Origin of the sequence: Janthinobacterium sp. PC23-8, from assembly GCF_002250505.1 — a bacterium.
GTDB lineage: Bacteria > Pseudomonadota > Gammaproteobacteria > Burkholderiales > Burkholderiaceae_D > Janthinobacterium.
This window is the reverse complement of sequence record NZ_NJGY01000001.1, coordinates 2,437,086-2,461,312: the sequence shown is the minus strand read 5'-3', so window position 1 is coordinate 2,461,312 and position 24,227 is coordinate 2,437,086. Positions and strand designations below refer to the sequence as shown.

Sequence of the window (24,227 nt, the reverse complement as noted above, 5' to 3'; positions counted from 1 at the left end):
CATCCCATGACGACATTCGAAAAACTCCGAACCCACGAGATTCCGGCCCTGCGCGCGACGGTTGAGGAATACGTCGAGCCCTCATCCGGCGCGCGCCACATCCACCTGGTCACGGAGCGCGGGGACCTGACGTTCCTGGTCGGTTTTCCGACTGTTCCGCAGACGAGCGACGGCCGTCCGCACATCCTCGAACATCTCGCGTTGTGCGGCTCGCGCCGCTATCCGGTGCGCGATCCGTTCTTCTCGATGATGCGCCGCTCGACGGCCAGCTTCATGAACGCGATGACGTACGCGGACCGCACCGCGTATCCGTTCGCGAGCACGGACCGCAACGACTTCTTCAACCTGCTCGATGTGTACCTGGACGCCACGTTCTTCCCCCGGCTCGACTACCTGAACTTCCTGCAGGAAGGCTGGCGCTACACGCTGGAGGACGGCAAGCTGGCTTACCAGGGCGTGGTCTTCAACGAAATGAAGGGTGCGTTCGCCGACCCGATGCGCGCACTGTACCGTGGCCTGACCGGGCATCTGCTCGCGGGCACGACGTACGAAGTCGAATACGGTGGCGATCCGCTCGACATCCCGGCGCTGACGCACGACATGCTGAAGGACTTCCATGCGACGCACTATCACCCGTCGCAGGCCGTCTTCATGTCGTCCGGGCCGATCGCGGCGGCCGAGGTGCAGCGCCGCATCGCCGAGCGCGTGCTGACGGAACGCACCGGCAGCGCAGCGCGCCGAATGCCGCAGCTGGCCACGGTCGACGCGCCGCGCAAGGCTGCCATCACCATCCCGTCGCAGGCCGGAGAGAATGACCACGGCGTACAGATTGCGTGGATCCTCGGCGAGTCTGCCGATCCGGCCGTGTACTACCATGCGGACCTGCTCCGGGCAGGGCTGATGGGCGACGCCTCGGCGCCGCTGCGCAAGGCCATGGAATCGGCCGGCTATGGCCGACCGGCCCGCATCAACGGCATGGACTCGGACGCGCGCCAGATGCTGTTCCACGTCGGCATGGAAGGCCTCAAGAAGTCGCAACTGGCCGAGGCCCGTACCCTGCTCCGGGCCACGCTCGAACGTGTCGCCGACACCGGCGTGCCGGAGGACACGCTACGGGCAGCGCTACGCGACATCACGTACAGCCAGCGCGATACATCGGGCGGCCGGATGCCCAATATCCTGTCGCGGATGCTCGGTGCCCTGCCCGTCGCACTGCACGGCGGCGACGTCGTCGAGGCGTTCGACAGCACGGCGATCCTGGAACAGCTGCGCCGCGACGTCGCCGACCCCGGCTTCTTCCGGGGCCTGGTGCGCAAGCTGCTGGACAACCCGGCGCGGCTGGACGCAGACGTTCTGCCGGACCCGGACTACTTCACGCAACGTGCCGCGACCGAACGCGCCAGACTCGATTCCATCCAGGCCACGCTGACGTCCGCCGACCTGGAACGCATCGCCACCGACAACGCCGCGCTCGATGCTCTTCAGCGCCAATCGGGCGATTCATCCGTGCTGCCACGCATCCGCCCCGGTGACGTGAGTGTCGAGCCGCTTGCACTGCCCGATACCGGCGCCGCAGCAGACGGCAAGTACGTCTTTTCGATCCCCTCGAACGGCATTTCTTATGCCCGAGTCCAGGTCGACGTGAGCGCGCTGCCGGAGACCGACTGGGCCTGGCTGCCGCTCTATGCGAGGCTGCGTGGAGACCTCGGTGTTGCGGACATGGGCTTCGAAGAGGCTGCCGCGTGGCGCCGCTCCCGCGTCGCCCGCCACACCATCGGGGTCAACGCGGTGCAGAACACCGGCGCCGGGCTGCGCGTGTCCATGAACTTCTTCGCCAGCGCGCTGCGCGAGGAGCACGCGCAGATCGCCGAGATGCTCGATGCCTACGTCAACCGGCCTCGCTTCGATGAAGACGAGCGCATCCGCTTCCTCGTCGACCAGATGGCGCGCCAGCATCTCGACGGTCTTGCCCAAGGCGGCGACAACTACGCAAGCCTGGCCGCGACCGCCCCCGTATCGCCGCTGCGTGCGTTCGAATACGCGACGGGCGGCGCACCCTTCGTCCCGTTCCTCACCGGCCTGCAGGCGCAAGTCGCTACGCCCGATGGCCTGCGCCAGGTCAGGGACCGCCTGGCCGTCCTGCATGCGCGCATGGTGGAGTGCCCGCAAACGCTGCTGTGCGCCGGTTCCGGCGACGATGCGCAGGCGCTCTCCGGCCTGTTTGACGGGTTCGCGGCGCATGGCGCTGCCACGCCAGCGCTCCCGGCACCTGCGGCTGCGCCGGCCGGCCTGGCGCTGTACGCCCCGAGCCAGGTCAACCACTGCCATATCGCGTGGGCGGCACCCGATCAGCGCCACCGCGACGCGCCGGCACTGGCGGTGGCGGCCCAGCTGCTGACTGCGCAACTGCTGCACCCGGCCGTGCGCGAACGCGGCGGCGCCTACGGCGGCTTTGCCGCTTACCTGGAAGGCGCCGGCACGTTCACGATGAGCTCCTTCCGCGATCCGCGCCTGGCCGGCACCTATGCCGACTTTGCGACGGCGCTCGACCGGATGGCCGATACGGCTTTCACGGAAGAGCAACTGGAAGAGGCGATCATTTCGGTGCTCAAGAAGCTCGACCATCCGGCCTCGCCGTTCGACGCGGTGCTCGCGGCCTGGGCGCTGCACCTGCGCGACATCGACCTGACGGTGCGCCGGCAATTCCGTTCGGGCGTACTCGGATGCACGATAGCAGACGTCAAGGCCGTGGTGAATCGTTGGCTCAAGGACGGGACACCGAGCCGCGCGGCGTCGGTCGGCAATGTCGAGCAGGACCTGGCCGGGTTGCGGGTGCTTGATCTGCTCGCGTACGGCAAGGGCGAGTCCGTGCCGCCAAACTGACGGGCCGCAGCCGTTTTGCACGACGGCCTCTGCGGAGGCCGTTTTCTTTTCCTCGGACTGTCCATGCTGAGCTCATTGATCGCCGCCCTACCCGGCGACACCCTGCTGCGCAACCCACATTTACGGCGGTTCTGGATCAGAAACCGTAAGCCGGGCAAATCATCGCCAGCGCATTTCAGCGATGGCAGCAATCAAGGATTCTCCCGTATACGATGTATGCGGCTGAATCCTTCTTCGCTGGTGGGGGCCTCGAGAAGCGTATGAACATTCACAATATTTTCCATTGGAACTTGCTGATCAGGCTCGCGCAAGCTGTTTCTACTTAACGCCACCCGCAGTGGAGTATCGATCCAGACCGCCTCTGCCCGCACGCCGTGCTGTTTTGCCAGTGTTAGCGCGCGCTGACGATGGCGAGCAGCAGGCAAGGCGGCATCGACAACAAAAGCATGCGCCGAGAAAAAATCCGGGTTATTTTTAATAAAAGTAGACTTCCCGGAGCCCTGTATTCCGAAAACCATATAGAGAGTGGTATCGGCAACATCTTGGGAAAAATTTCTCTCCAATATACTGTAAATTTCCTCCCAGGCATTTCTGTTTCTTTCCGGAGTCCATACTCTTGGCGTTCCCAAAAAATCGTCGGGATTCAAGATGGCAATTTTATTCATAAATTAAATAAATGGAAAAATAATGCATTGGTGGCGATATACATTTTATCTTTAACCACAAAAACTGTTGTGTGCAATACCTTCGTGTAATGACGGAGGCGCGCGCCTCAAGCTGGACGGCCATACCTGTCAAGCTTCTCCGCCGCGTAGGCAAATGCCTTCAGCGGAGCCGTGGCCAATTGCCGGTCGTGGTAGATCAACAGGCCGGCAAAGGCAGCGTACGCTTCGCCAGATAACCGATAGCAGCCTTCGCTGCCACTCTGCAAAGCCTGCGTCGCCAATGCCTCGTATTCTTCGATTTCACGTGGCAGGGCATGACCGTAGCCAAGTTCCTGCAGAATCGCGCTCGCTAGCGCGACGCGCATGATCAATTGCAGGGAAAGCAATGACCCGGCGCCGACATACAAGGACGCCAGCTGCGCATGATGTTGCAGCGATAGTCGGCTGCATGTGGCTTGCGGCAAAGGCTGGAATTCGAGCCACTCCTTCTGTGCTGCCGAAACCGCGCCACGCAGCAGCAAGGGGAGGCGTTTGCGTCCAGGCGCGTGGTCAGAATGCATGAGGCGAACCAGAGTTCCCGCAGGCAGTCATGGCGATGTCGATCAGCGCAGGGCGCGGCGCCGATAACGCACTGCCGGTCAAAAGATCGATGGTGGTAGCGACGAAGGGAGGATGGATCGCACCGAAAACTTTCGGAGTGTCGAACGACATTGGTTGGCTGGTCATCGATGCGCCTGGTGCCGATAAAAGCGGAATCGTAATGTATTTTTGGCGCAAGTCGCAGTACGGAAAACAGCGAATCAAGCGGCTGTACTGGTGAACGGTTCAGGTCAAAAATCCCGCGTCGACAAAAATAAATTTATACTCTTTTATCATTAATTAAAGCATATATATGCTTTGTTTTTCATTTTTTATAGATAATTCGGAACATGCATTTCAAATGTCTGGCGTACCATATCCAGTATGAAAACCGACATCTACCTCGACTGCAACGCCACCACCGACACCTTCCCCGCCGCCCGCGAAGCGGCGAATCGCGCGATGGGGGACGCGTATGGCAATCCCAGCAGTACACACTCGGCCGGCTTGCGGGCGCGGGCAATTTTGCATGACACGCGAGCGCGCGCTTGGCGCCTGCTCGGTGTCGGCAGCGGCGCACTGATGTTCAACAGTGGCGCCACCGAAGGCATTCAAACTGCCGTTTTGTCCGCACTGTGCTCGCTGCGCGAGCGGCGGGCTCGCGGCGAGCGCACCGGCTCGATTCTTGTGTATGGCGCGACTGAACACAAGGCCGTTCCCGAGAGTCTGAAGCATTGGAATCGCGTGCTTGGATTAGATCTGGAAATACGCGCCCTGCCCGTCAATGGTTGCGGCATGCACGACCTCGCCGAGCTGCGAGCGCTTGCGGCCGATGCGGCGCTGGTGTGCACGATGGCCGCCAATAACGAGACAGGCGCCGTGTCCGACCTTGAAGGCATCGCCGCCGCGCTATCTGGCAGCGACGCCCTTTGGCTGGTGGACTGCGTCCAGGCCTTGGGCAAGATATCGCTGCATCTATCGTCGACGCGCATCGATTACGCACCGTTTTCAGGACACAAACTGTATGCTCCAAAAGGCGTGGGAATGTTATATGTGCGTGCAGGTGCACCGTTTACGCCCTTGATGATAGGCGGCGGCCAGGAAAACGGCATGCGCTCCGGAACTGAAAATATGCCGGGTATCGCGGCACTGGGAGCGGTGCTTGCCGAGCTGGAAGAAGGCAGTTCATTTCGCAGCTGCGCCCAGTTGGAGCAGGCACGCGAGAAATTGATCGCCAGCCTGTTGCGCGCATTTCCGGACCTGATGATCAACACGCCGCTCGAGCAATCACTGCCGACCACCCTGAATGTCACGGTGCCCGGCATTGACAGCGGCACCCTGCTGGATGTCTTCGACGCTGCCGGCATACGTGTTTCAGCAGGCAGCGCCTGCTCTGCTGCAAAAGCGCTGCCCTCCTATGTATTGCAGGCGATGGGATTGCCCGATTGGCGCAGCAGCAATGCAGTGCGCATCTCGATCGGCGCGGCGACCGACGACGCCACTATCGACGCCGCCTGCTCGGGTATTGAGCAATGCGCCGCTGCGCTGCGCATGGCATTCGACAATGGCGCCGACGCAGACGGCATCGTTCGAAACGGGGCCGCCTGCCTCGATGCTCACCTGCCGCATGCAAATGCCGTTACCGCACCGGGCGGCGTTGCCAATAAGGTCGAGCCGGCGGGGCATACGACGAAGGCGCAGGAGCAGCATGCAAAGGTGGCCCCGTCCTTGCAGATCGGTGCCGCCGCTTTGCCGGATTTCCTCAAGCAGCGTGTAGCAACCATCATCGTCGATGTGCGCGACCCGGTCGAGCACGCAGTAAGCAGATTGCCGGCAAGCCTGTTGGGCGCCTTGAATATTCCACTGTCACGCCTGGCCGATGCGGTGCCAGGCTGGCTGGCGCTGCCAGAACCGCCTGCGATCCTGTTCTTTTGCCGTAGCGGAAACCGCAGCACATCCGCCGCCAGCTTGCTGCGCCAACTCGGTTATGCCCCCGCGTTCTCGCTCGATGGCGGCCTGGCACTGGCGGCCCCCTTGCTCGACGCCAGCGACAAGACATATGGGGAGACGGCATGAACACGAGCATATTCGACTTGTTCAAGATTGGCGTGGGGCCATCAAGTTCGCACACGGTGGGTCCCATGATTGCGGCACGACGCTTTCTGCGCGAATGCGATGTGCTCGATCAAGCGGTGGCCGTTGAGGTCCATTTGTATGGATCGCTTGCATTGACAGGTGTCGGCCACGGGACCGATCAGGCAGTCGTTCTCGGGCTGATGGGCGAAGCGCCCGAAACGCTCGATCCGGCGACAGTGAGCACAAAGCTGTCGCAAGCTGCAGCGGCGGGCAGCATCGCGCTATTGGGCCTCAGACGTGTGCCATTTAGCGCCGAAAGCGGATTGTTCTGGCACAAGACGACCTCTTTGCCCGAACACCCCAACGGCATGCGTTTCGTTCTTCACTTGGCTGATGGCAAGGTGATCGCGCGCACTTATTACTCGGTGGGTGGCGGGTTCGTCACGACGGCAGGCGAACAGCAGAGCGAGGCCGAACAAGACGGTCTGTTACCCTTCCCATTTGCCACGATGTCCGACCTGCTGAAGCTCGGGAAAGCGCATGGCATGTCGATCGCCTCCATGCTGCGCGCCAACGAACTGGTGCGCGTTGGCCATGCTGAACTCGACGCAGGCCTCGACCGGATCTGGCACACGATGCGTGACTGCATCGCACGCGGCCTGGAAAACGAAGGAGAATTACCGGGCGGTTTGCGGGTCAAGCGCCGCGCCGCGCGCTTGTTCAAGGACGCGCACAGCGGCGCCGGCGTGCGTCGCAACGAGTTGCCCCACGACGCCACTTATCACGTGACGCTTTACGCAATGGCAGTCAACGAAGAAAACGCTGCGGGAGGACGGGTGGTGACGGCGCCAACAAACGGGGCTGCCGGCATTATTCCGGCAGTGTTGCGCTATTACGCCGAAGACTGCCATCCTTGCGATGCGGACACCGGCATCCGCGTTTTCCTGCTGGCTGCTTCGGCAGTCGGCATGCTCTGCAAGAAAAATGCTTCAATTTCAGGCGCCGAAGTGGGCTGTCAGGGTGAGGTTGGGGTTGCCTGTGCCATGGCGGCCGCTGGCCTGGTCGCAGCGCTTGGCGGCACCAACGAGCAGGTCGAAAACGCTGCTGAAATCGGCATGGAACACCACCTTGGCATGACTTGCGATCCGATCGGCGGTCTCGTGCAGATACCCTGTATCGAGCGAAACGGCATGGGAGCAATCAAGGCCATTACTGCCGCCTCCCTGGCCTTGCGGGGCGATGGCAGTCACTTCGTCAGCCTTGACCAGGTCATCGAAACGATGCGCCAGACCGGCGCGGACATGCAGGCAAAGTACAAGGAAACGTCCCTCGGCGGCCTGGCGGTACATGTCATTACCGTCAACCATACGGCCTGCTGAGGCAGGGCTGTTGGCGCCGACCGAAACTGCCCCCTCTGGAGCAAGGGGCGTAGCGTATCGCAATGCCCGGTTCTGTCGCATTGCTGATCAAACGGCACAACTTCCCCGGAACGGCACTGCGCCGTTCAAACTGAGTTGAGCATATCAATTGGTCCTGGGTTCGGGCACCGCAGTTTTCCTGATTGGCCCGTCGACGTTCGCCAATGCGACAGAACCTTAAAAAACAGAAGTAACCGTGATAATTGAGTAAATCGTTTATGCAGTTTATTGAGTGTATAAAAAATTGAATTCGCTCCGGGATTAAAGCGGCAGCGCGGTCTCGTACTTCACTTCGCGCAGCGCCACGCTGGTATTAACTTGCGACACACCGGGCAGCTTGACCAGTACGTTGTGCAAAAAGTCGTGGTAGGCGTCCATGTCGGCTACCACGACCTTGACCATGTAATCTGCCGTACCCGTGGTTTCGTAGCATTCCACCACCTCCGGGCGCAGCCGCATCGCTTCCTCGAATTGCTGCACCACGCCTTCCGCGTGACGCAGCAGCGAAATGTGCAGCAAGCACACCACCGACAGCCCCACCTTGCGGCGATCGACCAGCGCCGTGTACCGCACGATGTAGCCATTTTCTTCCAGCTCCTTTTGACGGCGCCAGCATGGACTGGCCGACATGCCGATCTTATCGGCCAGTTCGCTGGACGAAATACGGCTGTTCTTTTGCAGTTCCTGCAGGATTTTCAGCGACGCAGTATCGAGAGAAGAGTTTTTCATATTTTCACGTGTTATCAGACTAGTTTCTGCCATTTTATCGGCTAAAACCGAACAGATAGAAATAATTTTTCGACTCTATCGACATATTCTTGTCTGCTCCTATAACCATAACGAGACCATGAATTCGATGACTCTTCCTCAATTGCCGCTGGCCAATCCGCACTACGCACTGAGCGACAATCTCACCCGCATGCACGGCCATGTTTTCCTCACCGGCACCCAGGCGCTGGTACGGCTGCTCTGCATGCAGAAGCTGTATGACGAGGCGCACCACCTGCACACGGCCGGCTTCGTCAGCGGCTACCGGGGCTCGCCGCTGGGTGCCGTCGACCAGGAACTGTGGCGCGCCCGGCCCCTGCTCCAACAGCGCTCGATAGAATTCCTGCCGGCGATCAACGAAGAACTGGGCGCCACCGCCGTCATGGGCTCGCAGCAGGTGGAGGCCGATCCCACCCGCAAGGTCGATGGCGTATTCGCCATGTGGTATGGCAAGGGCCCCGGCGTGGACCGCGCCGGCGATGCACTCAAGCACGGCCACGTGTACGGCTCGTCCCCGCGCGGCGGCGTACTCGTCGTGCTCGGCGACGACCACGGCTGCGTGTCTTCCTCGATGCCGCACCAGAGCGAGCAGGCATTAATCGCCTGGAGCATGCCTGTGATTAATCCGGCCAACGTCCAGGAATACCTGGAATTCGGCCTGTACGGCTGGGCGCTGTCGCGCTACTCGGGCGCGTGGTGCGGCTTCAAGGCGATCTCCGAAACTGTGGAAGGCGGCGCGGTGGTCGAGTTGCCGCCGATGCCCACCTATATCGACCCCGTGGATTACACGCCGCCGCCTGATGGTCTGCACAACCGCTGGCCGGACCTGCCCGGCCTGGCGCTTGAAATCCGGCTGGCGGAAAAGCTCGAAGCGGTGCAGGCCTTCGCCCGCGCCAACTCGATTGACCGGATGGTAGTACCAGCGCCTGCCGCCCGACTTGGCATTCTCACCGCCGGCAAGGCATACCTCGACCTGCTCGAAGCGCTGGAGCGGCTGGGACTGCCGCTCCAGCGCCTTGCGCAACTGGGTGTGCGGTTGTACAAGCCGGGCCTGACCTTCCCGCTCGAATGCACCCGCTTGCAGAGCTTTGTCGCTGGCCTCGACGAAATACTGGTGGTTGAGGAAAAAGGCGCCGTTATCGAACAGCAGGTAAAGTACGCGCTTTACAATATGCCGCAAACCGGCCGCCCGGCCGTTTTTGGCAAGACCGACCGCGATGGCAAGCCGTTGCTGTCGGCGCTGGGCGAGCTGCGGCCGTCGCGCATCGCGCCGGTGCTGGCGCGCTGGCTGGCGCCGCACTTTCCACAACTGGACCTGGCGGGCCTGCTGCCGGATTTTTGCGCCGCCGACCTGCTGTCCAACAGCGCCGACGGCGTCAAGCGCACCCCTTATTTCTGTTCTGGCTGTCCGCACAACACGTCCACTCGCGTGCCGGAAGGCAGCCGGGCGATGGCCGGCATCGGCTGCCATTTCATGGCGACCTGGATGCAGCGCGATACCACCTACCTCTCGCAGATGGGTGGCGAGGGCGTGAGCTGGGTGGGTTCGTCGCGCTTTGTCGGCGAGCGCCATGTATTCCAGAACCTGGGCGACGGTACCTATTATCATTCCGGTTCGCTGGCGATCCGACAGGCGATCGCCGCCCGCACCAACGTCACCTATAAAATCCTCTACAACGATGCCGTTGCCATGACCGGCGGCCAGCCAGTGGACGGCAGCCTCTCTGTGCAACAAATTGTCGAGCAGGTCTGCAGCGAGGGAGCGGCCAAGGTGGTGGTAGTGACCGACGCGCCCGAAAACTACCGCGCCGTTCACCTGCCAGCTGGCGTCACCGTCCATCACCGGCGCGAACTCGACGCCATCCAACGCATGCTGCGCGAGATCGCCGGCGTGACGGTACTGGTGTACGACCAGACCTGTGCCGCAGAAAAGCGCCGGCGCCGCAAGAAGAACACGCCGACCAAAACGGTATTTCCGGACCCGGCCCGGCGCCTGGTGATCAATGCCGCCGTGTGCGAAGGTTGCGGTGACTGCGGCGTGCAGTCGAACTGCCTGTCGATCTTGCCGCTGGAAACCGATCTTGGACGCAAGCGCCAGATCGAGCAATCGTCTTGCAACAAGGATTATTCGTGTGCCGAAGGCTTTTGTCCCAGCTTCGTCTCGGTACTCGGCGGTACGCTGCGCAGGCCGGCCAGCGTGTCGCTGTCGCGGGCCGACCTGGAGCGCGCGTTGGCACCCTTCCCCCAGCCTGCCGCACACGCGCTGCACCGGCCGTTCGAAATCCTGGTGGCCGGCGTGGGCGGCACGGGCATCGTCACGGTCGGCGCGCTGATCACCATGGCCGCGCACCTGGAGGGTAAAGGCGCCTCCACGCTCGACTTCATGGGCTTCGCGCAAAAAGGCGGCGCGGTAATGTCGCATGTACGCGTTTCGTCATCGCCTTCGCGTCTGAACCAGGTTCGCATCGACCTGCGCCAGGCCGATGCGGTGTTCGCTTGCGACCTGGTGGTCGCTGCCATGCCGGACAGCCTGGCGGTGATGGAATACGGCCACACGCAGGTGGTCGTAAACCAGCGCGAAATTCCCACCGCCGATTTTACCCGCGAACGCGATGCATCGATCGACAAGGCTGGCCTGCTGGAAAAACTCGGTGCAGCTGCCGGCCCAGACAAGCTGCTGCCGCTGGACGCGCATGATGCTGCAGCCCGCTTCCTCGGCGACCCGGTCGGCGGCAATATCCTGCTGCTGGGGTATGCATGGCAAAAGGGGCTGGTGCCGGTGGGCTTGGTGGCATTGATGCGTGCCATCGAACTTAATGGCGTGGCAATCGACATGAACCAGCGCGCCTTCCTGCTAGGCCGCTTGGCGGCGGCCGACCAGCAGGCGCTCGACGGCTTGCTGAAGCCCGGCACGGCGCAGTCGCAGGTAATCCAGTTCGCACCGCCCCGCTCACTGGCAGACACCGTTGAGGCACGCGTGCGGCTGCTCACCTCCTACCAGAGCGCCGCATACGCGCGCCGCTACGCGCAGGCGGTAGCCGCTGTCGAAGCGCGCGAGATCGCGCTCGAAGGCGATCACTCGCGCATGCAGGTGAGCAAAGCGGTCGCACGAAACCTGTTCAAGGTTATGGCGTACAAAGACGAATACGAGGTCGCGCGGTTGCACGCTGAACCCGCGTTCCACGCGCAGATTGCCGCGCAATTCGATGGTGATTACCAGCTAGCCTTCCACTTGGCGCCGCCGCTCATCGCCAGCCGCGATGCGCGCACCGGCATCCCGCGCAAGATCACGGTGGGTAGCTGGATGCTGCCGGCGTTCGGCTTGTTGGCGCGACTTAAACCACTGCGAGGCACGCCGCTGGACATCTTCGGCTACACTCACGAGCGCCGCCGCGAGCGTGGGCTGCGCGACCGCTACATCGACTTTGTTCTCCGGTTGGCCACCGGCCTGCGCGCCGACAACAAGGAGACAGCACTGGCGCTGGCGCAATTGCCAGACCGGGTGCGCGGCTATGGACATGTCAAGCTGGCGGCGCTGGACGGCGTCGACGCCCAGTGGAATACCCTGCTGGCGCGGCTCGATAGCGCATCACATGAAGGCAATGCGATGGTGGAGCTGAAGCGCCAGCAAGACTAGCTGGCCGATTGCTGGAGTGTGGCTAGTCCACGCTCCGTAAAATCATGCCGAACCCTACCGCTGTCACCCAGGTTCGGCATGTCGCGCATGAAAACCCCCTCCCCAACCTGGTACGTCACCTCGCTCGATGGCGCGCCCGGCACTGACAACGTCCTTGCCTTCAATCGACCGATATCAAACGACTCGCCCGCTGCGAACAGGCGGTGCGAGGCGGGATCGATTCGATCAACGCCGGCCGCGACGTGCCGATCCTGGTGCGTCAGGTTAAATACCTCAACAACATCGTCAGGCAGGACCATCGCGCCATCACAGTTCGCTATCGACGGCGGCGATGCAATGTCGTCGCCGTCCAGTTTGAACGGCGCAGTGCCGTTCCGGGGAAACTGCGCCGTTTGATTACCAATCGGCGGCATCGGCATACACCGCCCGCCTGAACTGATGGTCCATGCTCAAGCCGGCAGCGTTTCGAAATAGCGCTGCGCGTCGAGCGCTGCCATGCAACCGGTGCCGGCGCTGGTAATGGCCTGGCGATACACGTGGTCCTGCACGTCGCCGGCCGCGAACACGCCCGGCACACTGGTCGCGGTGGCCATGCCGTCGCGTCCTCCGAGCGTGACAATGTAGCCGTCGCACATCTTCAGCTGTCCGGCAAACAGACCCGTATTCGGCTCGTGCCCGATCGCCACGAACACGCCGGCGACGTCGATCCGGCTGGTTTGCCCGTCCGCAGCCGACGCCAGCACGGCGCCGGTAACTTTGCTGCCGTCACCGACCACCTCGTGCAAGGTCTGATTGAGCTTCAGGTCTATTCTGCCTTCCTTCACCCGCGCCATCAGCCGATCGACGAGAATGGGCTCGGCACGCAGGCGGTCGCGCCGGTGCACCAGTGTGACCTTGCGCGCGATGTTCGCCAGGTACAAGGCTTCCTCCACGGCCGTGTTTCCGCCACCGACGACCAGTACATCCTGACTGCGGAAAAAGAAGCCGTCGCAGGTGGCGCAGGCGGACACGCCGCGTCCCATATAGGCCATAGGTTTATACACATCTCCGCGTCAGCCCGCCAAGTTTGCTTGGCGATAACAGTGGGGCGGAAAAATCCGTTTACATTCAAGCACTTGCGGGAGCAGTTGTAAACTATTGATTTTTCAGGTTTACTCTCGTCTTTTGGCTCGCGAAATAATGACTAAATCGACGCACTGGACGGGCCTGGAATTTGCTGAACTTGACCTTGGGGACTCCCGCCTTGACAGTCGCGCCAGGAAGATCGTGGCGCGATTTGCCGACAAGCCCTCGTCCAGCATTCCTAAGTCGTGCAATGGCTGGGCCGAGACGATCGCCACATACCGATTTCTCGAGAACGACGCCGTCGAGTGGCGCGACATCATGGCACCGCACTGGGCCAAGACGCAGCAGCGCATGGGCGAACACCCCGTCATTCTGTGCTTGCAGGACACGACCGAACTCAATTTCAACGGGCAGCAGATCGAAGGTCTCGGGCCGCTCAGCTATGAAGTCCAGCGCGGCATGTATGTCCATCCAACGTACGCCGTCACGCCGGAACGGTTGCCGCTAGGCGTGCTCGACGCCTGGATGTGGGCGCGCGAGAAGATCAACGATGCCGCCGTTCGCCCGGCAATCAAGGAAAGTGGCCGCTGGATCGAAGGCTACGGGCGGATCGCCGAGATGGCCGCCGAGATGCCGGCGACGCGACTGGTGTACGTGGCCGACCGCGAGGCCGATATGATCGAGCTGATGACCTACGCACAGGACTGCGGCACGCCGGCCGACTGGCTGGTGCGCGCGAAGACCGACCGGGCACTGCCAGAGGGCGAGCGATTGTGGGCGCACACGCTCGATGGTGCGCCGGTGGGGGAAATCAGTTTCGTCATCGGCGCGCGCGACAAACAGAAGGGCCGCAAGGTGCGCCAGCAACTCTGGGCCAGGCGTGTGGAACTGCCGGCGCGGCGCGGCGTCAAGATCGCTGCGACCTGCGTCATCGCGCGCGAAATCGATGCGCCCGCCGGCATCGAGCCGATCGAATGGCGCTTGCTCACCAATCGAACCGCCACCACCGTCGATGAGGTGATCGAGTTGATCGACTGGTACCGCGCGCGTTGGGAAATTGAGATGTTCTTCCATGTGTTGAAGAACGCCTGCAAGGTCGAGGCGATGCAGCTCTCCCACATCGACAATCTTGAACGCGCGCTGGCGCTGTTCATGATCGTGGCGTGGCGCGTCTCCTATCTGATGCGCATCGGGCGCATCTGCCCGGATCTCGACGCCAGCCTGTTCTTCGACCCAGATGAAATCCGTGGCGCTTACCTGCTCACGAAGGAGCGACGGCCGGATCAGCCTCCGACACTTAACGATGTGGTGCGCTTGATCGCGCGCATCGGCGGCTTCCTTGGACGAAAAGGCGACGGCGATCCGGGCGTCAAGACAATCTGGCAGGGCATTCAGGATGTGCGCGTGGCTGCACTCACCATCAAAGCGCTACGCGACGAAGCTGGGTGATTTGTGTATAAACCTATGCATATAGGCCTGCTCGGAGGCGAGACCGAGGTAGCGGGCCGAGGCGCCGGTGGCGATGATCAGAGCGTCGCACGTATAGGTACCGCTGTCGCCCACCAGCCGGAACGGTTTTTCGCCCAGGTGCGCAGTGTGGATGTGATCGGACGCCAGCACCGTCTTGAATCGCGCGGCGTGCTGGGCCAGGCGTTCCATCAGTTCGGGCCCTTGCACGCCAAGCGGATCGCCGGGCCAGTTTTCGACGTCGGTGGTGGTCATCAGCTGGCCACCCTGCTGCAGGCCGGTCAACAACATCGGTTCCAGGTTGGCGCGCGCGGCGTAGACGGCGGCGCTGTAGCCGGCTGGTCCGGAGCCGAGGATCAGTACACGGGCGTGGGTAGCCGGCTTCATGCGCTTTTCTCCTGCCTGCGCTCTTGCGCGAGATTGCACAGCCAGCGGGCCAGCAGGGGCACCGGACGCCCCGTCGCGCCCTTGTCGGCGCCGGACTTCCATGCCGTACCTGCGACGTCGAGGTGGGCCCAGGTGTACTTGCGGGTGAACCGCTCCAGGAAGGCCGCAGCGACGATGGCACCGCCGCCCGGGCTGCCGATGTTGGCGAGATCGGCGAATTCGCTTTTGAGCTGTTCGAAGTACGGTTCCTCGACGGGCATGCGCCAGACCGGATCGCCGGACTGTTTGCTGGCCGCCAGCAGCGCCGCGGCCAAGTGCTCGTGTGCGGGACTGGTGCGCGTGAACAGGCCGCTGTTGTGGTGACCCAGCGCTACCACGCAAGCGCCTGTCAGTGTGGCGATGTCGATGACGGCGGCGGGCTCAAAACGTTCCGCATAGGTCAGCGCATCGCACAGAACGAGTCGTCCTTCCGCATCGGTGTTGAGCACTTCGATGGTCAGGCCGTTCATCGAGGTGACGATATCGCCCGGCCGGGTGGCACGTCCCGACGGCATGTTTTCGCAGGCGGCGACGATGCCGACGACGTTCAGCGCCAGCTTCATTTCGCCGATGGCACGGAACACGCCCAGCACGCAAGCCGCGCCTGCCATGTCGTACTTCATCTCGTCCATCGCGGCGCTAGGTTTGATGGAAAGGCCGCCGCTGTCGAACGTCAGGCCTTTGCCAACCAGCACAACGGGCGCCTCGCCCGGCGTCCCGCCCCGGTGGCGCAGCACGAAGAAGGCCGGCGACGCTTCGCTGCCGTCCGCAACCGCCAGATAGGCGTTCATCTTCAGCTCGGCAAGCGCGGCGTGGTCCAGCACCTCCAGTTCAAAGTGGAAATCCGCCGCCAGCTTGCCGGCGCGCTCGGCCAGGTAGGTCGGCGAGCAGATGTTCGGCGGCAGGTCGCCCAATTCGCGCGCCAGCGACGTGCCTTCGCCAGTGGCGAGGCCTTCGGCAAGGGCCGCCTGGGCGGCATCGGTCGGCGGATGCCACAGCACTACGCTGGCGACACCGTCAGGCTGCGTCGCAGGTTCGCTTTTCAGGCGATCTCGCCGATACGCCAGCTCGTGCGCGGCCTGGGCGGTGTGCCGGATCGCCCAAGCCGCGTCACGGCCCTCGACGCTCGCCAGCGGCAGTGCCAGGATGGCTTCGTCCGCGCTCAGTTGCTGAAAGCAGCGCAGCGCGGTCCGAATAGCCTTGGCGAAGACTGCGTCGCTCAGGGCGTGCTGGTGGCCGAGGCCCACCAGCAGCAAGCGTTCTGCCTCGATCCCCGCCACCTGGCGCAGCAGGAGGCTCGAGCCAGGCTTGCCGCTGACGTCCTTTGCCGCCACGGCGGACGTGATCGCGCCACTGGCGTCGAGCAGCTCGGCCTCGCGGCTCAGGACGCCGTCTTCGAATACCCCGACCGCGATGCAAGCGGTACGGGTTGTGGCCAGCGAGCCTGCTGCGCCATCGTTGCATTTCATAGTGATCTTCAAGTGTGACTCCCTCTTGTGGAAGCACCCATCTTAAGACGCGCGGGAGAGGTTCGATCGTGACGAAATTGACGATTTCGGCCGTACTGTCATCACCGTGCAATCCGGACGGAATTGGATTTTGTCCGTGCGCTGCACCCAGTACGGTATTGCGCACTTCCGTCATAACCGTACTGATTTGCGCAGCCTGCATGCGCTATGCTCGCGGCTTTCCCGAGATCGCGCGGCTCACATGACAGCAATCATACATCCCAATCACCATTCGCCCGATACGCTGCTCGTCGAACCCCATTTCGACGAGGCGACGGGCACCGCCAGCTATCTGCTGATGGACCCGAAGAGCCGCGAGTGTGCGCTGGTTGACACGGTGCTCGGCTACAGCGCCGCTTCGGGTACGATCAGTCACACCGCCGCCGACACCTTGATTGCGCGCGTTCGCGCCCTCGACGGCAAGCTGATGTGGATCCTGGAGACGCATGTACATGCCGATCACCTGACGGCGGCCGCTTACATCAAGGACAGGCTCGGTGGGCGCACCGGCATCGGCGCACGAATCACCGAAGTACAGTCGACGTTCGCCAAGCTGTTCAATCTTCCACCGGACTTTCCGACCGACGGCTCACAATTCGATCGGCTCTTTGCAGACAGCGAAACGATGCGCCTTGGCGCTCTCACCCTGACCGCCATGCACACGCCAGGCCACACGCCGGCATGCCTGAGCTACCTTGTTGCGCATGCCGACAGCCCTGATACCCCGCGCGCCGCTTTCGTCGGCGACACCTTGTTCATGCCCGATTTCGGTACGGCCCGCTGTGATTTCCCCGGCGGGGATGCGCGTCAGCTGTACTGGTCGATTCGCAAAGTACTGGACCTGCCCTGCGACACAATCCTGTACACCGGGCACGACTACCAGCCCGGCGGACGCGCGGCGCGGTTTGCCACAACAGTCGCTACCCAGCGTGCGCTCAACCTTCACGTGGGCGGGGAAGCAACCGAGGATAGCTTCGTTGCGATGCGCACCGCGCGCGACGCCGGGCTTGCACTGCCGGCACTGATGCTGCCTTCCGTTCAGGTAAACATCCGCGCGGGCCGGCTGCCGGAGGCTGAACCAAACGGCATCGCCTACCTGAAGATACCCCTTAACGCCTTGTGAGCGGCACCGCCATGACCGACATCTTTCTCGGGCCTGACCGGCGCCAGTGGCGCCATTCTGGCGGCGCCTGCCGCAGCCCTTCCACAGTAATCCGATACGCCTGCCGCCGGTTCTCCTCATCCGGCGCCCGCAGCACATACGACGGGCGATACACGGTCACCACCCAGCGCCCCGGCCCAAGGCCACGATCACCTGCGCTTGCACGCTGGCCAGTTCCTGCTCCAGCCAGTCATGGCAGGCGGCGCTTGCCGCGCGGTTTCCACTTGAAATGCTTGACCGCGCTGGTGACATAAACGCTGTCGCGCGCCAGACCCGCTTCCTGAACAGCGCGTTCCAGCACGGCGCAGGTTGACGATGCGCTGGGCGTTGCGAAATGCTGTGTTTATATAGTACATCAGGCTTTGGGCCTGTGGCCGCTTGACCTGTGCAATGGCATAGCGCTATATATCGGTGTATATTACGCTTTTTGTTGATGACTGATTTCAAGGAGAAGCCCATGCGTTTGACCGCTCTTGCCCGCCTGCTGGGCGCCGTCTTGCTGACTGCTGCCGCCTCGGGCGCGACGGCTGGCGAAGTGGTGGTCTCGGCGGCGGCCAGCCTGACGAACGCTTTCAGGGAGGCGGCGCAAAACTACGAGGCGCAGTATCCGGGTAGCAAGGTGTCGCTGAATTTTGCCGCCTCGGGCGTGCTGCTGCAGCAGATCGTCAAGGGCGCGCCGGTCGACGTGTTTGCCTCGGCCGACCAGGAAACCATGGACGCGGCGCAAAAGCAGGGCCTGGTGTTGCCAGCCGGGCGCATGGATTTTGTCGGCAACAGCCTGGTGCTGATCGTGCCGTCGGACAGCAAGCTGGCCATCAGGAACCTCAATGACCTGACGCGCAACAGCGTGACGCGCGTGGCAATCGCCAACCCGGCCAGCGTGCCGGTGGGTCGCTATTCAGAAGGCGCGCTGAAAAAGGCGAACTTGTGGGATGGCGTGCAGGCCAAGGCCATCAGTACGCAGAACGTGCGCCAGTCGCTCGACTACGTGGCGCGCGGCGAAGTCGATGCGGGCTTTGTTTACGGTACCGACGCGGCCATCATGAAAGATAAAGTCAAAGTGGCGTTCGAGGTGCCATTGGACGCGCCGGTGCTGTACCCGATCGCCACCATCAAGGGCAGCAGCAACGCGCTGGAGGCGAAACGTTTTGTCGGCTATCTGCAAACGGCGCCGGCGCAGGCCATCCTCGCCAAATATGGTTTTAAAAAGCCATAGCGCCCCATGGAGATCGCCTGGACCGCGCTGGCCCTGTCGCTGAAAGTGGCGGCATGGGCCACGGCGCTCAATCTGCTGCTGGGCGTCGCCACTGGCTATCTGCTGGCGCGCGCGCGCTTTCCCGGGCGCGAGCTGCTCGATGCTTTATTGACCTTGCCGATGGTGATGCCGCCGACGGTGCTGGGCTACTACCTGCTGGTGCTGCTGGGCCGGCGCGGCACGCTGGGTGTCTGGCTGCAGGAACACTTCGGCATCAACCTGATTTTTACGTGGCAGGGCGCCGTGATCGCCGCCACCATCGTCGCCTTTCCGCTGGTGTTCAAGCCGGCGCGCGCCGCCTTCGAGGCGGTCGACGGCCAGCTGGAACAGGCGGCGCGCGTGCTCGGCATTTCCGAAACCGCCATTTTCTTTCGCGTTACTTTACCGCTGGCGTGGCGCGGCATCCTGGCCGGCGTGCTGCTGGGGTTTGTGCGCGCGCTCGGCGAGTTTGGCGCCACGTTGATGGTGGCCGGCAGCATCCCCGGCAAGACGCAAACCCTGTCGGTGGCCGTGTACGAAGCGGTGCAGGCGGGCCAGGACGATACGGCCAACACCCTGGTATTGATCACTTCGTTTGTCTGCATCGTGGTGCTGCTGGCCGCCGGCCGGCTGGCGCCGGGCCGCATCGCACACCAATAAAACCATGCAACTCGACCTCGACATCCGCGCCACTTTACGCTCCGGCAAACGCCATTTCGACTTGCAGGTGCGGTGTACGTCCAGCAGCCAGCGCATTGCCCTGTACGGGCCGTCCGGCGCCGGCAAGAGCATGACGTTAAAGGCGATCGCCGGCCTGTTGACGCCGGACGCCGGCCATATCCGTTTGAACGGGCGCACCCTGTTCGATGCCGCCGCCGGCATCAACCTGGCGCCGCAGCAGCGCAATGTGGCCTATCTGTTCCAGGACTATGCGCTGTTCCCGCACCTGACGGTGCGCCAGAACGTGGGCTTTGGCCTGGCGCGCGGCTGGTTCAATCCGCGCGCGCGCGAAAAACTGGCAAAAGTCGAGCATTGGCTCGATGCGTTTGGCATACGGGAACTGGCGCATCAGTATCCTGGCGAGTTGTCCGGAGGCCAGCGCCAAAGAGTGGCGCTGGCAAGGGCGCTGGTGGCGGAACCGGCCGCGCTGCTGCTCGACGAACCGTTCGCCGCGCTCGACCCGGCGCTGAGGGTCACCATGCGCGAGGAACTGAGCCAATGGCAGCGGCGCCTGGGCGTGCCGATGATATTGATTACGCACGACCCGCAAGACGCACGTATCCTGGGCGACCATGTGCTGACGCTGCGCGACGGCCGCATCGATGAGCAGCAAGCAACAATACACGAGGTGAAGATTGGATAAGGCGGAAATCAAGCTGGAAGGCTCGGTCTGGATGACGGTCGGCGGCGAACAGTTAGGCGGCGCCGGGCGGGTGGCGCTGCTCGCTGCGATCGCCGAACACGGCTCGATCACACAGGCGGCCAGGGCTGTCAAAATGAGCTACAAGGCGGCCTGGGACGCGATCGATGCGATGAACAATCTGGCCGGCGAGCCGCTGGTGGAGCGGCTGGCCGGCGGCAAGGGCGGCGGCGGCACGCGGCTGACGCGGCGCGGGCGCCAGCTGGTCGACAACTTTCGCCTGATCGAGATCGAGCATGCGCGCTACCTGCGCCAGCTGGGCAGCCAGGCCGAGGGCATTGCCGACGATTTGTTGCTGATACGGAGAATGGCCATGAAAACCACGGCGCGCAATCAATTCCTCGGCAAGGTGGCCCAAGTCAAGGCGGGCGCCGTGAACGATGAAGTGATCCTGGCGCTGCCTGGCGGCCAGCAGATCGTCGCCATCGTCACGCGTGACAGCTGCGAAAGCCTGGGCCTGGCGAGCGGCGTGGAAGCATTCGCGCTGATCAAGGCCTCGTCCATCATCCTGGTGCTTGACGGCGACGGCGCGCGTTTTTCGGCACGCAACGAGCTCGCCGGCAAGGTCACGCGGGTGCAAAAGGGCGCCGTCAATACGGAAGTGGTGCTGGAATTGCCGGGTGGCGGGACGATTGCGGCCATGATCACCAATCAAAGCTGCGCCGAGATGGGGCTGGCCGTCGGCAGCGTGGTGACGGCGCTGTTCAAGGCGTCGAGCGTGATTTTGGGCGTGCCGGCGTAAACGATTCAATCCTCCAGCTGCGACAACCAGTGCGCCGCCGCCGCCAGCACCTGCTCGAGTTCGCGCACCGTTTGCGCCAGCAAGGCCGGCACGTCCTCCTGGCGGCCTTCGTCGATCGCCTGTTCGGTGGCGAACGAGGCGCGGATCAGGCGCTTGGTGCCCAGCGTGCCTACCGAGCCGCGCAGACCGTGCAGGATGCGCGCGACGTCGCTGTGGCGGCCGGCCTGCAGCGCCGCTTCGGCCTCGCGCAACGGCGTCATGCCCTTGTTCAGCGCGTCTTCCACCATGCGCCGCAACACGCCCCGGCCCTTGGCGTCCTTGCCCATCACGCGCATCAGGGCGGCCATGGAAAACACTTCCTCGTCGGGCGGCGGCGCTGCCGCTGCCACCTGCACCGCCGTGCGTTTTGGCAGGTGGCGGTTGATTACTTCCATCATCTCTTCGACCACCACCGGCTTGGCGATAAAGTCGGTAATGCCGGCCGTCATGCAGCGCTCGCGCTCGGAGGCCAGCACGCCGGCCGTCATGGCGATCACGGGCAGTTGCAAGCGCAGTTCGGTGCGGATCAGTTGGGTCGCGCTGAAGCCGTCCATGACGGGCATCTGCATGTCCATCAGTACGATGTCGTAGCGCAAGGACTCCATGCGCAGGCGCTCGACCGCCTGCAGGCCGTCGCCCACCACGTCCAGCGTGGCGCCCATGTGTTCGAGGATGCCGCGCGCCACGGCCTGGTTCAGATGATTGTCTTCGACCAGCAGGAAGTGCACGCCGGCCAGCTCGGTGCCGCTCTGTTGCCGGGCGATATGCTGTTCGCCATTCTGCTTGGCGGTCAAGGCCTGGTGCAAGGCGTCGAACAGGCTCGAACCCGTGATCGGCTTCATCAGCACCACGTCTGCTTCGGCCGCGCTGGAGATCTCTTCCAGGTGGTTGCGGGCAAAGGCGTTGACCATCACCACGATGGGCTGGCGCTGGCCGCTGGCCGCCTGGCGGATCGCCTTGGCCGTGGCCAGGCCGTCCATCACCGGCATATGCCAGTCGGCCAGCACCACATCGTAAGGCTGCTGCTGGTCCAGGCGTTCGCGGTACAGCTCGATGGCGGCAAAACCCGAGTCCACTTCATCGGCGGCCCAGCCCCACGCTTCGATCAGTTTGACGATCAGTTCGCGCGTGGTGCGGTTGTCGTCGGCCACCAGCAGGCGCAGCTGGCCCAGCGCCGGCTTGCGGCGCTCTTCCGCCGGCTGCGCCAGGACCTCGAACGGCACGCTGAACCAGAAGCGGCTGCCCTTGCCTTCGCTGCTGGCCACGGCGATATCGCCGCCCATCATGTGGATCAGATGCTTGCTGATCGCCAGGCCCAGGCCGGTGCCGCCGAAGCGGCGCGTGATGCTTTGATCGCCCTGCGAAAAGGCGGTAAACAATTGTTCCTGCTGCGTCGGTGTCATGCCGATGCCGGTGTCGCGCACTTCGAAGCGCAACCAGGCCTGTCCCGGCGCCTGTTCGGCCACACTGACGGCCACCACCACTTCGCCGCTTTCGGTAAATTTGATGGCGTTGCCGGCCAGGTTGACGAGGATCTGCTGCAGGCGCTGGGCGTCGCCCACCAGGCGGCGTGGCACGTCGGGTTCGACGGCGATGGCCAGTTCCAGTTCTTTTTCGCCGGCGTTCATGGTCATGGTGGTGGCCAGCGTGTTCATCACTTCGTCGAGATCGAATTCGACCGGCGACAGGTCCATGCGGCGCGCCTCGATCTTGGAAAAATCGAGCACGTCGTTGAGGATGCCCAGCAGCGACTGGCCGGCCACGCGCACCATGGTCAGGTATTTGCGCTGCTCGGTATTGAGCCTGGTGTTACCCAATAAATACACCATGCCCAGCACGGCGTTGAGCGGCGTGCGGATTTCATGGCTCATGTTGGCGACGAAATCGCTTTTCGCGCGGTTGGCCGCTTCGGCACGGTCGCGCTCGTCTTCGAGTTCGCTGGCGCGCGCTTCGAGTTCCTGTTGCAATCGGTCGCGCTCGCTCATCAGGCTGTTGAAGGCCGCCGTCAGTTCGCCGATCTCGTCGCGCTGCTCGACCGGCAGCGGCGTGAAGCGCTGGTCGCTGCTGCGCAGGGCCAGCAGGGTGTCGCGCAGGCGCACCACCGGCGAGAGCAGCCGCACCGTGACCCAGCCCAGCACCAGCGCTGCCAGCAGCGAGGCGCAGGCGCTCCACAGCACCAGGCGGTACAGCACGCCGTCGAAGGGCTCGAAGGCATCATCGATGGGCAGCGAAGCGGCCAGCAGCCAGTTCACCGATTTCAGGCGCTTGAAGCTGTTGACGGCGTTGATGCCGCGGCTGTTGGTGCTGACCATGCTGCCTTCGCCGCCGCGCGCGATCAGCGCACTGGTGGCGCGATTGGCGTTGGCCGCACGCGGTTGCAGCAGCTTGGCCGGATCGGGATGCAGCACATATAGCGGTACCTGGCCCTGGGTGAGGATGAAATAAAAACCGTTCTTGCCGACCTTGGTCGTGCGCAGGTCGCCCAGCAGGTTGTCCTTGAACAGGCGCAGCACGCCGACCACCATGCCGGCCACCTGGCCGTCCTTGTCCAGCACGGGCGCGACCATCTGCACGATGGGCAGGCCGCTGGTCTTGCCCAGCATCGGTTCGGTGATCATGGGCTGGCGGGTAACCAGGATGGTCTTGAAATAGTCGCGGTCGGCCGCGTTGATGTCGGTGCGCCCCGGCACTTCGGGCACGTCGCTGATCACCTTGCCGCGTGCATCTAGCACCAGCACGTCGTCGAACAGAGCCAGCATGGCGCGCTGTTCGTAGTATTGGCGCAACTGGGCCGGTTGTTCCATCAGCGCGGGTGGCTGGCGGCGCGCCGTTTCGCTGATCACGTCGAGCAGCATGCCGAGCTTGTCGTCGAGCTCTTCGGCCGTGCGCTCGATCATCGCCGTTTGCTGGCTCAATAGCACCTTGGTGAAATCGTCGCGCATGCGCTGCACCTGCACCAGGGTGACCAGGGCGATCATGGCGATCGAGGTCAGGCTGGTGGCCAGCGCGACTTTTGCTTTAATGCCGAGAGGCTTCATCATTTCATTATCCTTAGCATGCGGCGCCAGCGGCAAACTATGCTGTCAGGAATTCTCCTATCAATACGTCAACTTGGCAAGGTGCGCTTGTGGTGATGCT

16 protein-coding genes and 3 pseudogenes are annotated in these 24,227 nt (G+C 63.2%); 12 read left to right on the top strand and 7 right to left on the bottom strand.

Features of this window, described 5'->3' with window-relative positions; translation table 11 throughout:
* Positions 1 to 6 precede the first annotated feature (6 nt).
* Positions 7 to 2,883: an insulinase family protein gene (locus CD932_RS10580; protein WP_094442603.1), complete on the top strand. Its 2,877-nt coding sequence runs from the start codon at positions 7 to 9 to the stop codon at positions 2,881 to 2,883.
* A 191-nt stretch (positions 2,884 to 3,074) separates the two neighbouring features.
* On the opposite strand, the gene CD932_RS28180 is transcribed toward CD932_RS10580, so the two are convergent.
* Entirely contained in the window at positions 3,075 to 3,548 is a 474-nt protein-coding gene (locus CD932_RS28180) for an AAA family ATPase (RefSeq protein WP_141213224.1), read from the bottom strand.
* 107 nt (positions 3,549 to 3,655) lie between these two features.
* Complete coding sequence (locus CD932_RS10575; RefSeq protein WP_141213223.1) at positions 3,656 to 4,108, bottom strand: Fis family transcriptional regulator; 453 nt, start codon at positions 4,106 to 4,108, stop codon at positions 3,656 to 3,658.
* Positions 4,109 to 4,137: 29 nt separating this feature from the next.
* Between CD932_RS10575 and CD932_RS10570 the strand changes: the two genes are divergently transcribed.
* The 3 genes from CD932_RS10570 to CD932_RS10560 all read left to right on the top strand — a co-directional run bounded on the left by CD932_RS10570 (position 4,138) and on the right by CD932_RS10560 (position 7,582).
* Positions 4,138 to 4,368 (top strand): hypothetical protein, encoded by a 231-nt coding sequence (locus tag CD932_RS10570; protein ID WP_094442601.1) that lies wholly within the window; start codon positions 4,138 to 4,140, stop codon positions 4,366 to 4,368.
* 143 nt (positions 4,369 to 4,511) lie between these two features.
* Complete coding sequence (locus tag CD932_RS10565) at positions 4,512 to 6,203, top strand: aminotransferase class V-fold PLP-dependent enzyme (RefSeq protein ID WP_094442600.1); 1,692 nt, start codon at positions 4,512 to 4,514, stop codon at positions 6,201 to 6,203.
* Positions 6,200 to 7,582 (top strand): L-serine ammonia-lyase, encoded by a 1,383-nt coding sequence (locus CD932_RS10560; protein ID WP_094442599.1) that lies wholly within the window; start codon positions 6,200 to 6,202, stop codon positions 7,580 to 7,582. Before CD932_RS10565 ends, CD932_RS10560 begins: the two co-directional genes overlap by 4 nt.
* Before the next feature lie 300 nt (positions 7,583 to 7,882).
* On the opposite strand, the gene CD932_RS10555 is transcribed toward CD932_RS10560, so the two are convergent.
* The gene (locus CD932_RS10555; protein WP_094442598.1) at positions 7,883 to 8,350 is read right to left on the bottom strand and encodes an Lrp/AsnC family transcriptional regulator; all 468 of its coding nucleotides are present in this window, start codon (positions 8,348 to 8,350) and stop codon (positions 7,883 to 7,885) included.
* A 118-nt stretch (positions 8,351 to 8,468) separates the two neighbouring features.
* On the opposite strand from CD932_RS10555, the gene CD932_RS10550 reads away from it, so the two are divergent.
* Together CD932_RS10550 and CD932_RS28175 are read left to right on the top strand one after the other, a co-directional pair.
* Entirely contained in the window at positions 8,469 to 12,026 is a 3,558-nt protein-coding gene (locus CD932_RS10550) for an indolepyruvate ferredoxin oxidoreductase family protein (RefSeq protein ID WP_094442597.1), read from the top strand.
* Positions 12,027 to 12,241: 215 nt separating this feature from the next.
* Positions 12,242 to 12,334: pseudogene (locus CD932_RS28175) on the top strand (IS6 family transposase); the annotation flags it as partial.
* A 141-nt stretch (positions 12,335 to 12,475) separates the two neighbouring features.
* Here CD932_RS28175 and CD932_RS10540 read toward each other — a convergent pair.
* Positions 12,476 to 13,054 (bottom strand): annotated as a pseudogene (locus tag CD932_RS10540) (FAD-dependent oxidoreductase); the annotation flags it as partial.
* Positions 13,055 to 13,205: 151 nt separating this feature from the next.
* On the opposite strand from CD932_RS10540, the gene CD932_RS10535 reads away from it, so the two are divergent.
* On the top strand, positions 13,206 to 14,540 hold the full coding sequence (locus CD932_RS10535) for an IS4 family transposase (RefSeq protein WP_094442594.1): 1,335 nt from the start codon (positions 13,206 to 13,208) through the stop codon (positions 14,538 to 14,540).
* Between the two features lie 6 nt (positions 14,541 to 14,546).
* Here the strand turns inward: CD932_RS10535 and CD932_RS10530 are convergent.
* Positions 14,547 to 14,945: pseudogene (locus CD932_RS10530) on the bottom strand (FAD-dependent oxidoreductase); the annotation flags it as partial.
* A complete protein-coding gene (locus CD932_RS10525; protein ID WP_094442593.1) occupies positions 14,942 to 16,453 on the bottom strand; it encodes a leucyl aminopeptidase in 1,512 nt (503 codons plus the stop codon). The pseudogene CD932_RS10530 and the gene CD932_RS10525, both read right to left, overlap by 4 nt.
* A 241-nt stretch (positions 16,454 to 16,694) precedes the next feature.
* On the opposite strand from CD932_RS10525, the gene CD932_RS10520 reads away from it, so the two are divergent.
* The 5 genes from CD932_RS10520 (at position 16,695) to CD932_RS10495 (ending at position 21,050) form a co-directional block, all read left to right on the top strand.
* The gene (locus tag CD932_RS10520) at positions 16,695 to 17,615 is read left to right on the top strand and encodes an MBL fold metallo-hydrolase (RefSeq protein ID WP_094442592.1); all 921 of its coding nucleotides are present in this window, start codon (positions 16,695 to 16,697) and stop codon (positions 17,613 to 17,615) included.
* Between the two features lie 496 nt (positions 17,616 to 18,111).
* A complete protein-coding gene (gene modA, locus CD932_RS10510; RefSeq protein ID WP_094442591.1) occupies positions 18,112 to 18,870 on the top strand; it encodes a molybdate ABC transporter substrate-binding protein in 759 nt (252 codons plus the stop codon).
* A 6-nt stretch (positions 18,871 to 18,876) separates the two neighbouring features.
* On the top strand, positions 18,877 to 19,548 hold the full coding sequence (gene modB, locus CD932_RS10505) for a molybdate ABC transporter permease subunit (protein ID WP_094442590.1): 672 nt from the start codon (positions 18,877 to 18,879) through the stop codon (positions 19,546 to 19,548).
* A 4-nt stretch (positions 19,549 to 19,552) separates the two neighbouring features.
* Positions 19,553 to 20,251: an ABC transporter ATP-binding protein gene (locus tag CD932_RS10500; protein ID WP_094442589.1), complete on the top strand. Its 699-nt coding sequence runs from the start codon at positions 19,553 to 19,555 to the stop codon at positions 20,249 to 20,251.
* Positions 20,252 to 20,282: 31 nt separating this feature from the next.
* Positions 20,283 to 21,050, top strand: coding sequence for a TOBE domain-containing protein (locus tag CD932_RS10495; protein ID WP_094443574.1), 768 nt, complete (start codon positions 20,283 to 20,285; stop codon positions 21,048 to 21,050).
* A gap of 5 nt (positions 21,051 to 21,055) precedes the next feature.
* Here CD932_RS10495 and CD932_RS10490 read toward each other — a convergent pair whose 3' ends face one another.
* Positions 21,056 to 24,130, bottom strand: a complete 3,075-nt coding sequence (locus CD932_RS10490) for a response regulator (RefSeq protein WP_254926546.1) — start codon at positions 24,128 to 24,130, stop codon at positions 21,056 to 21,058.
* Positions 24,131 to 24,227 lie beyond the last annotated feature (97 nt).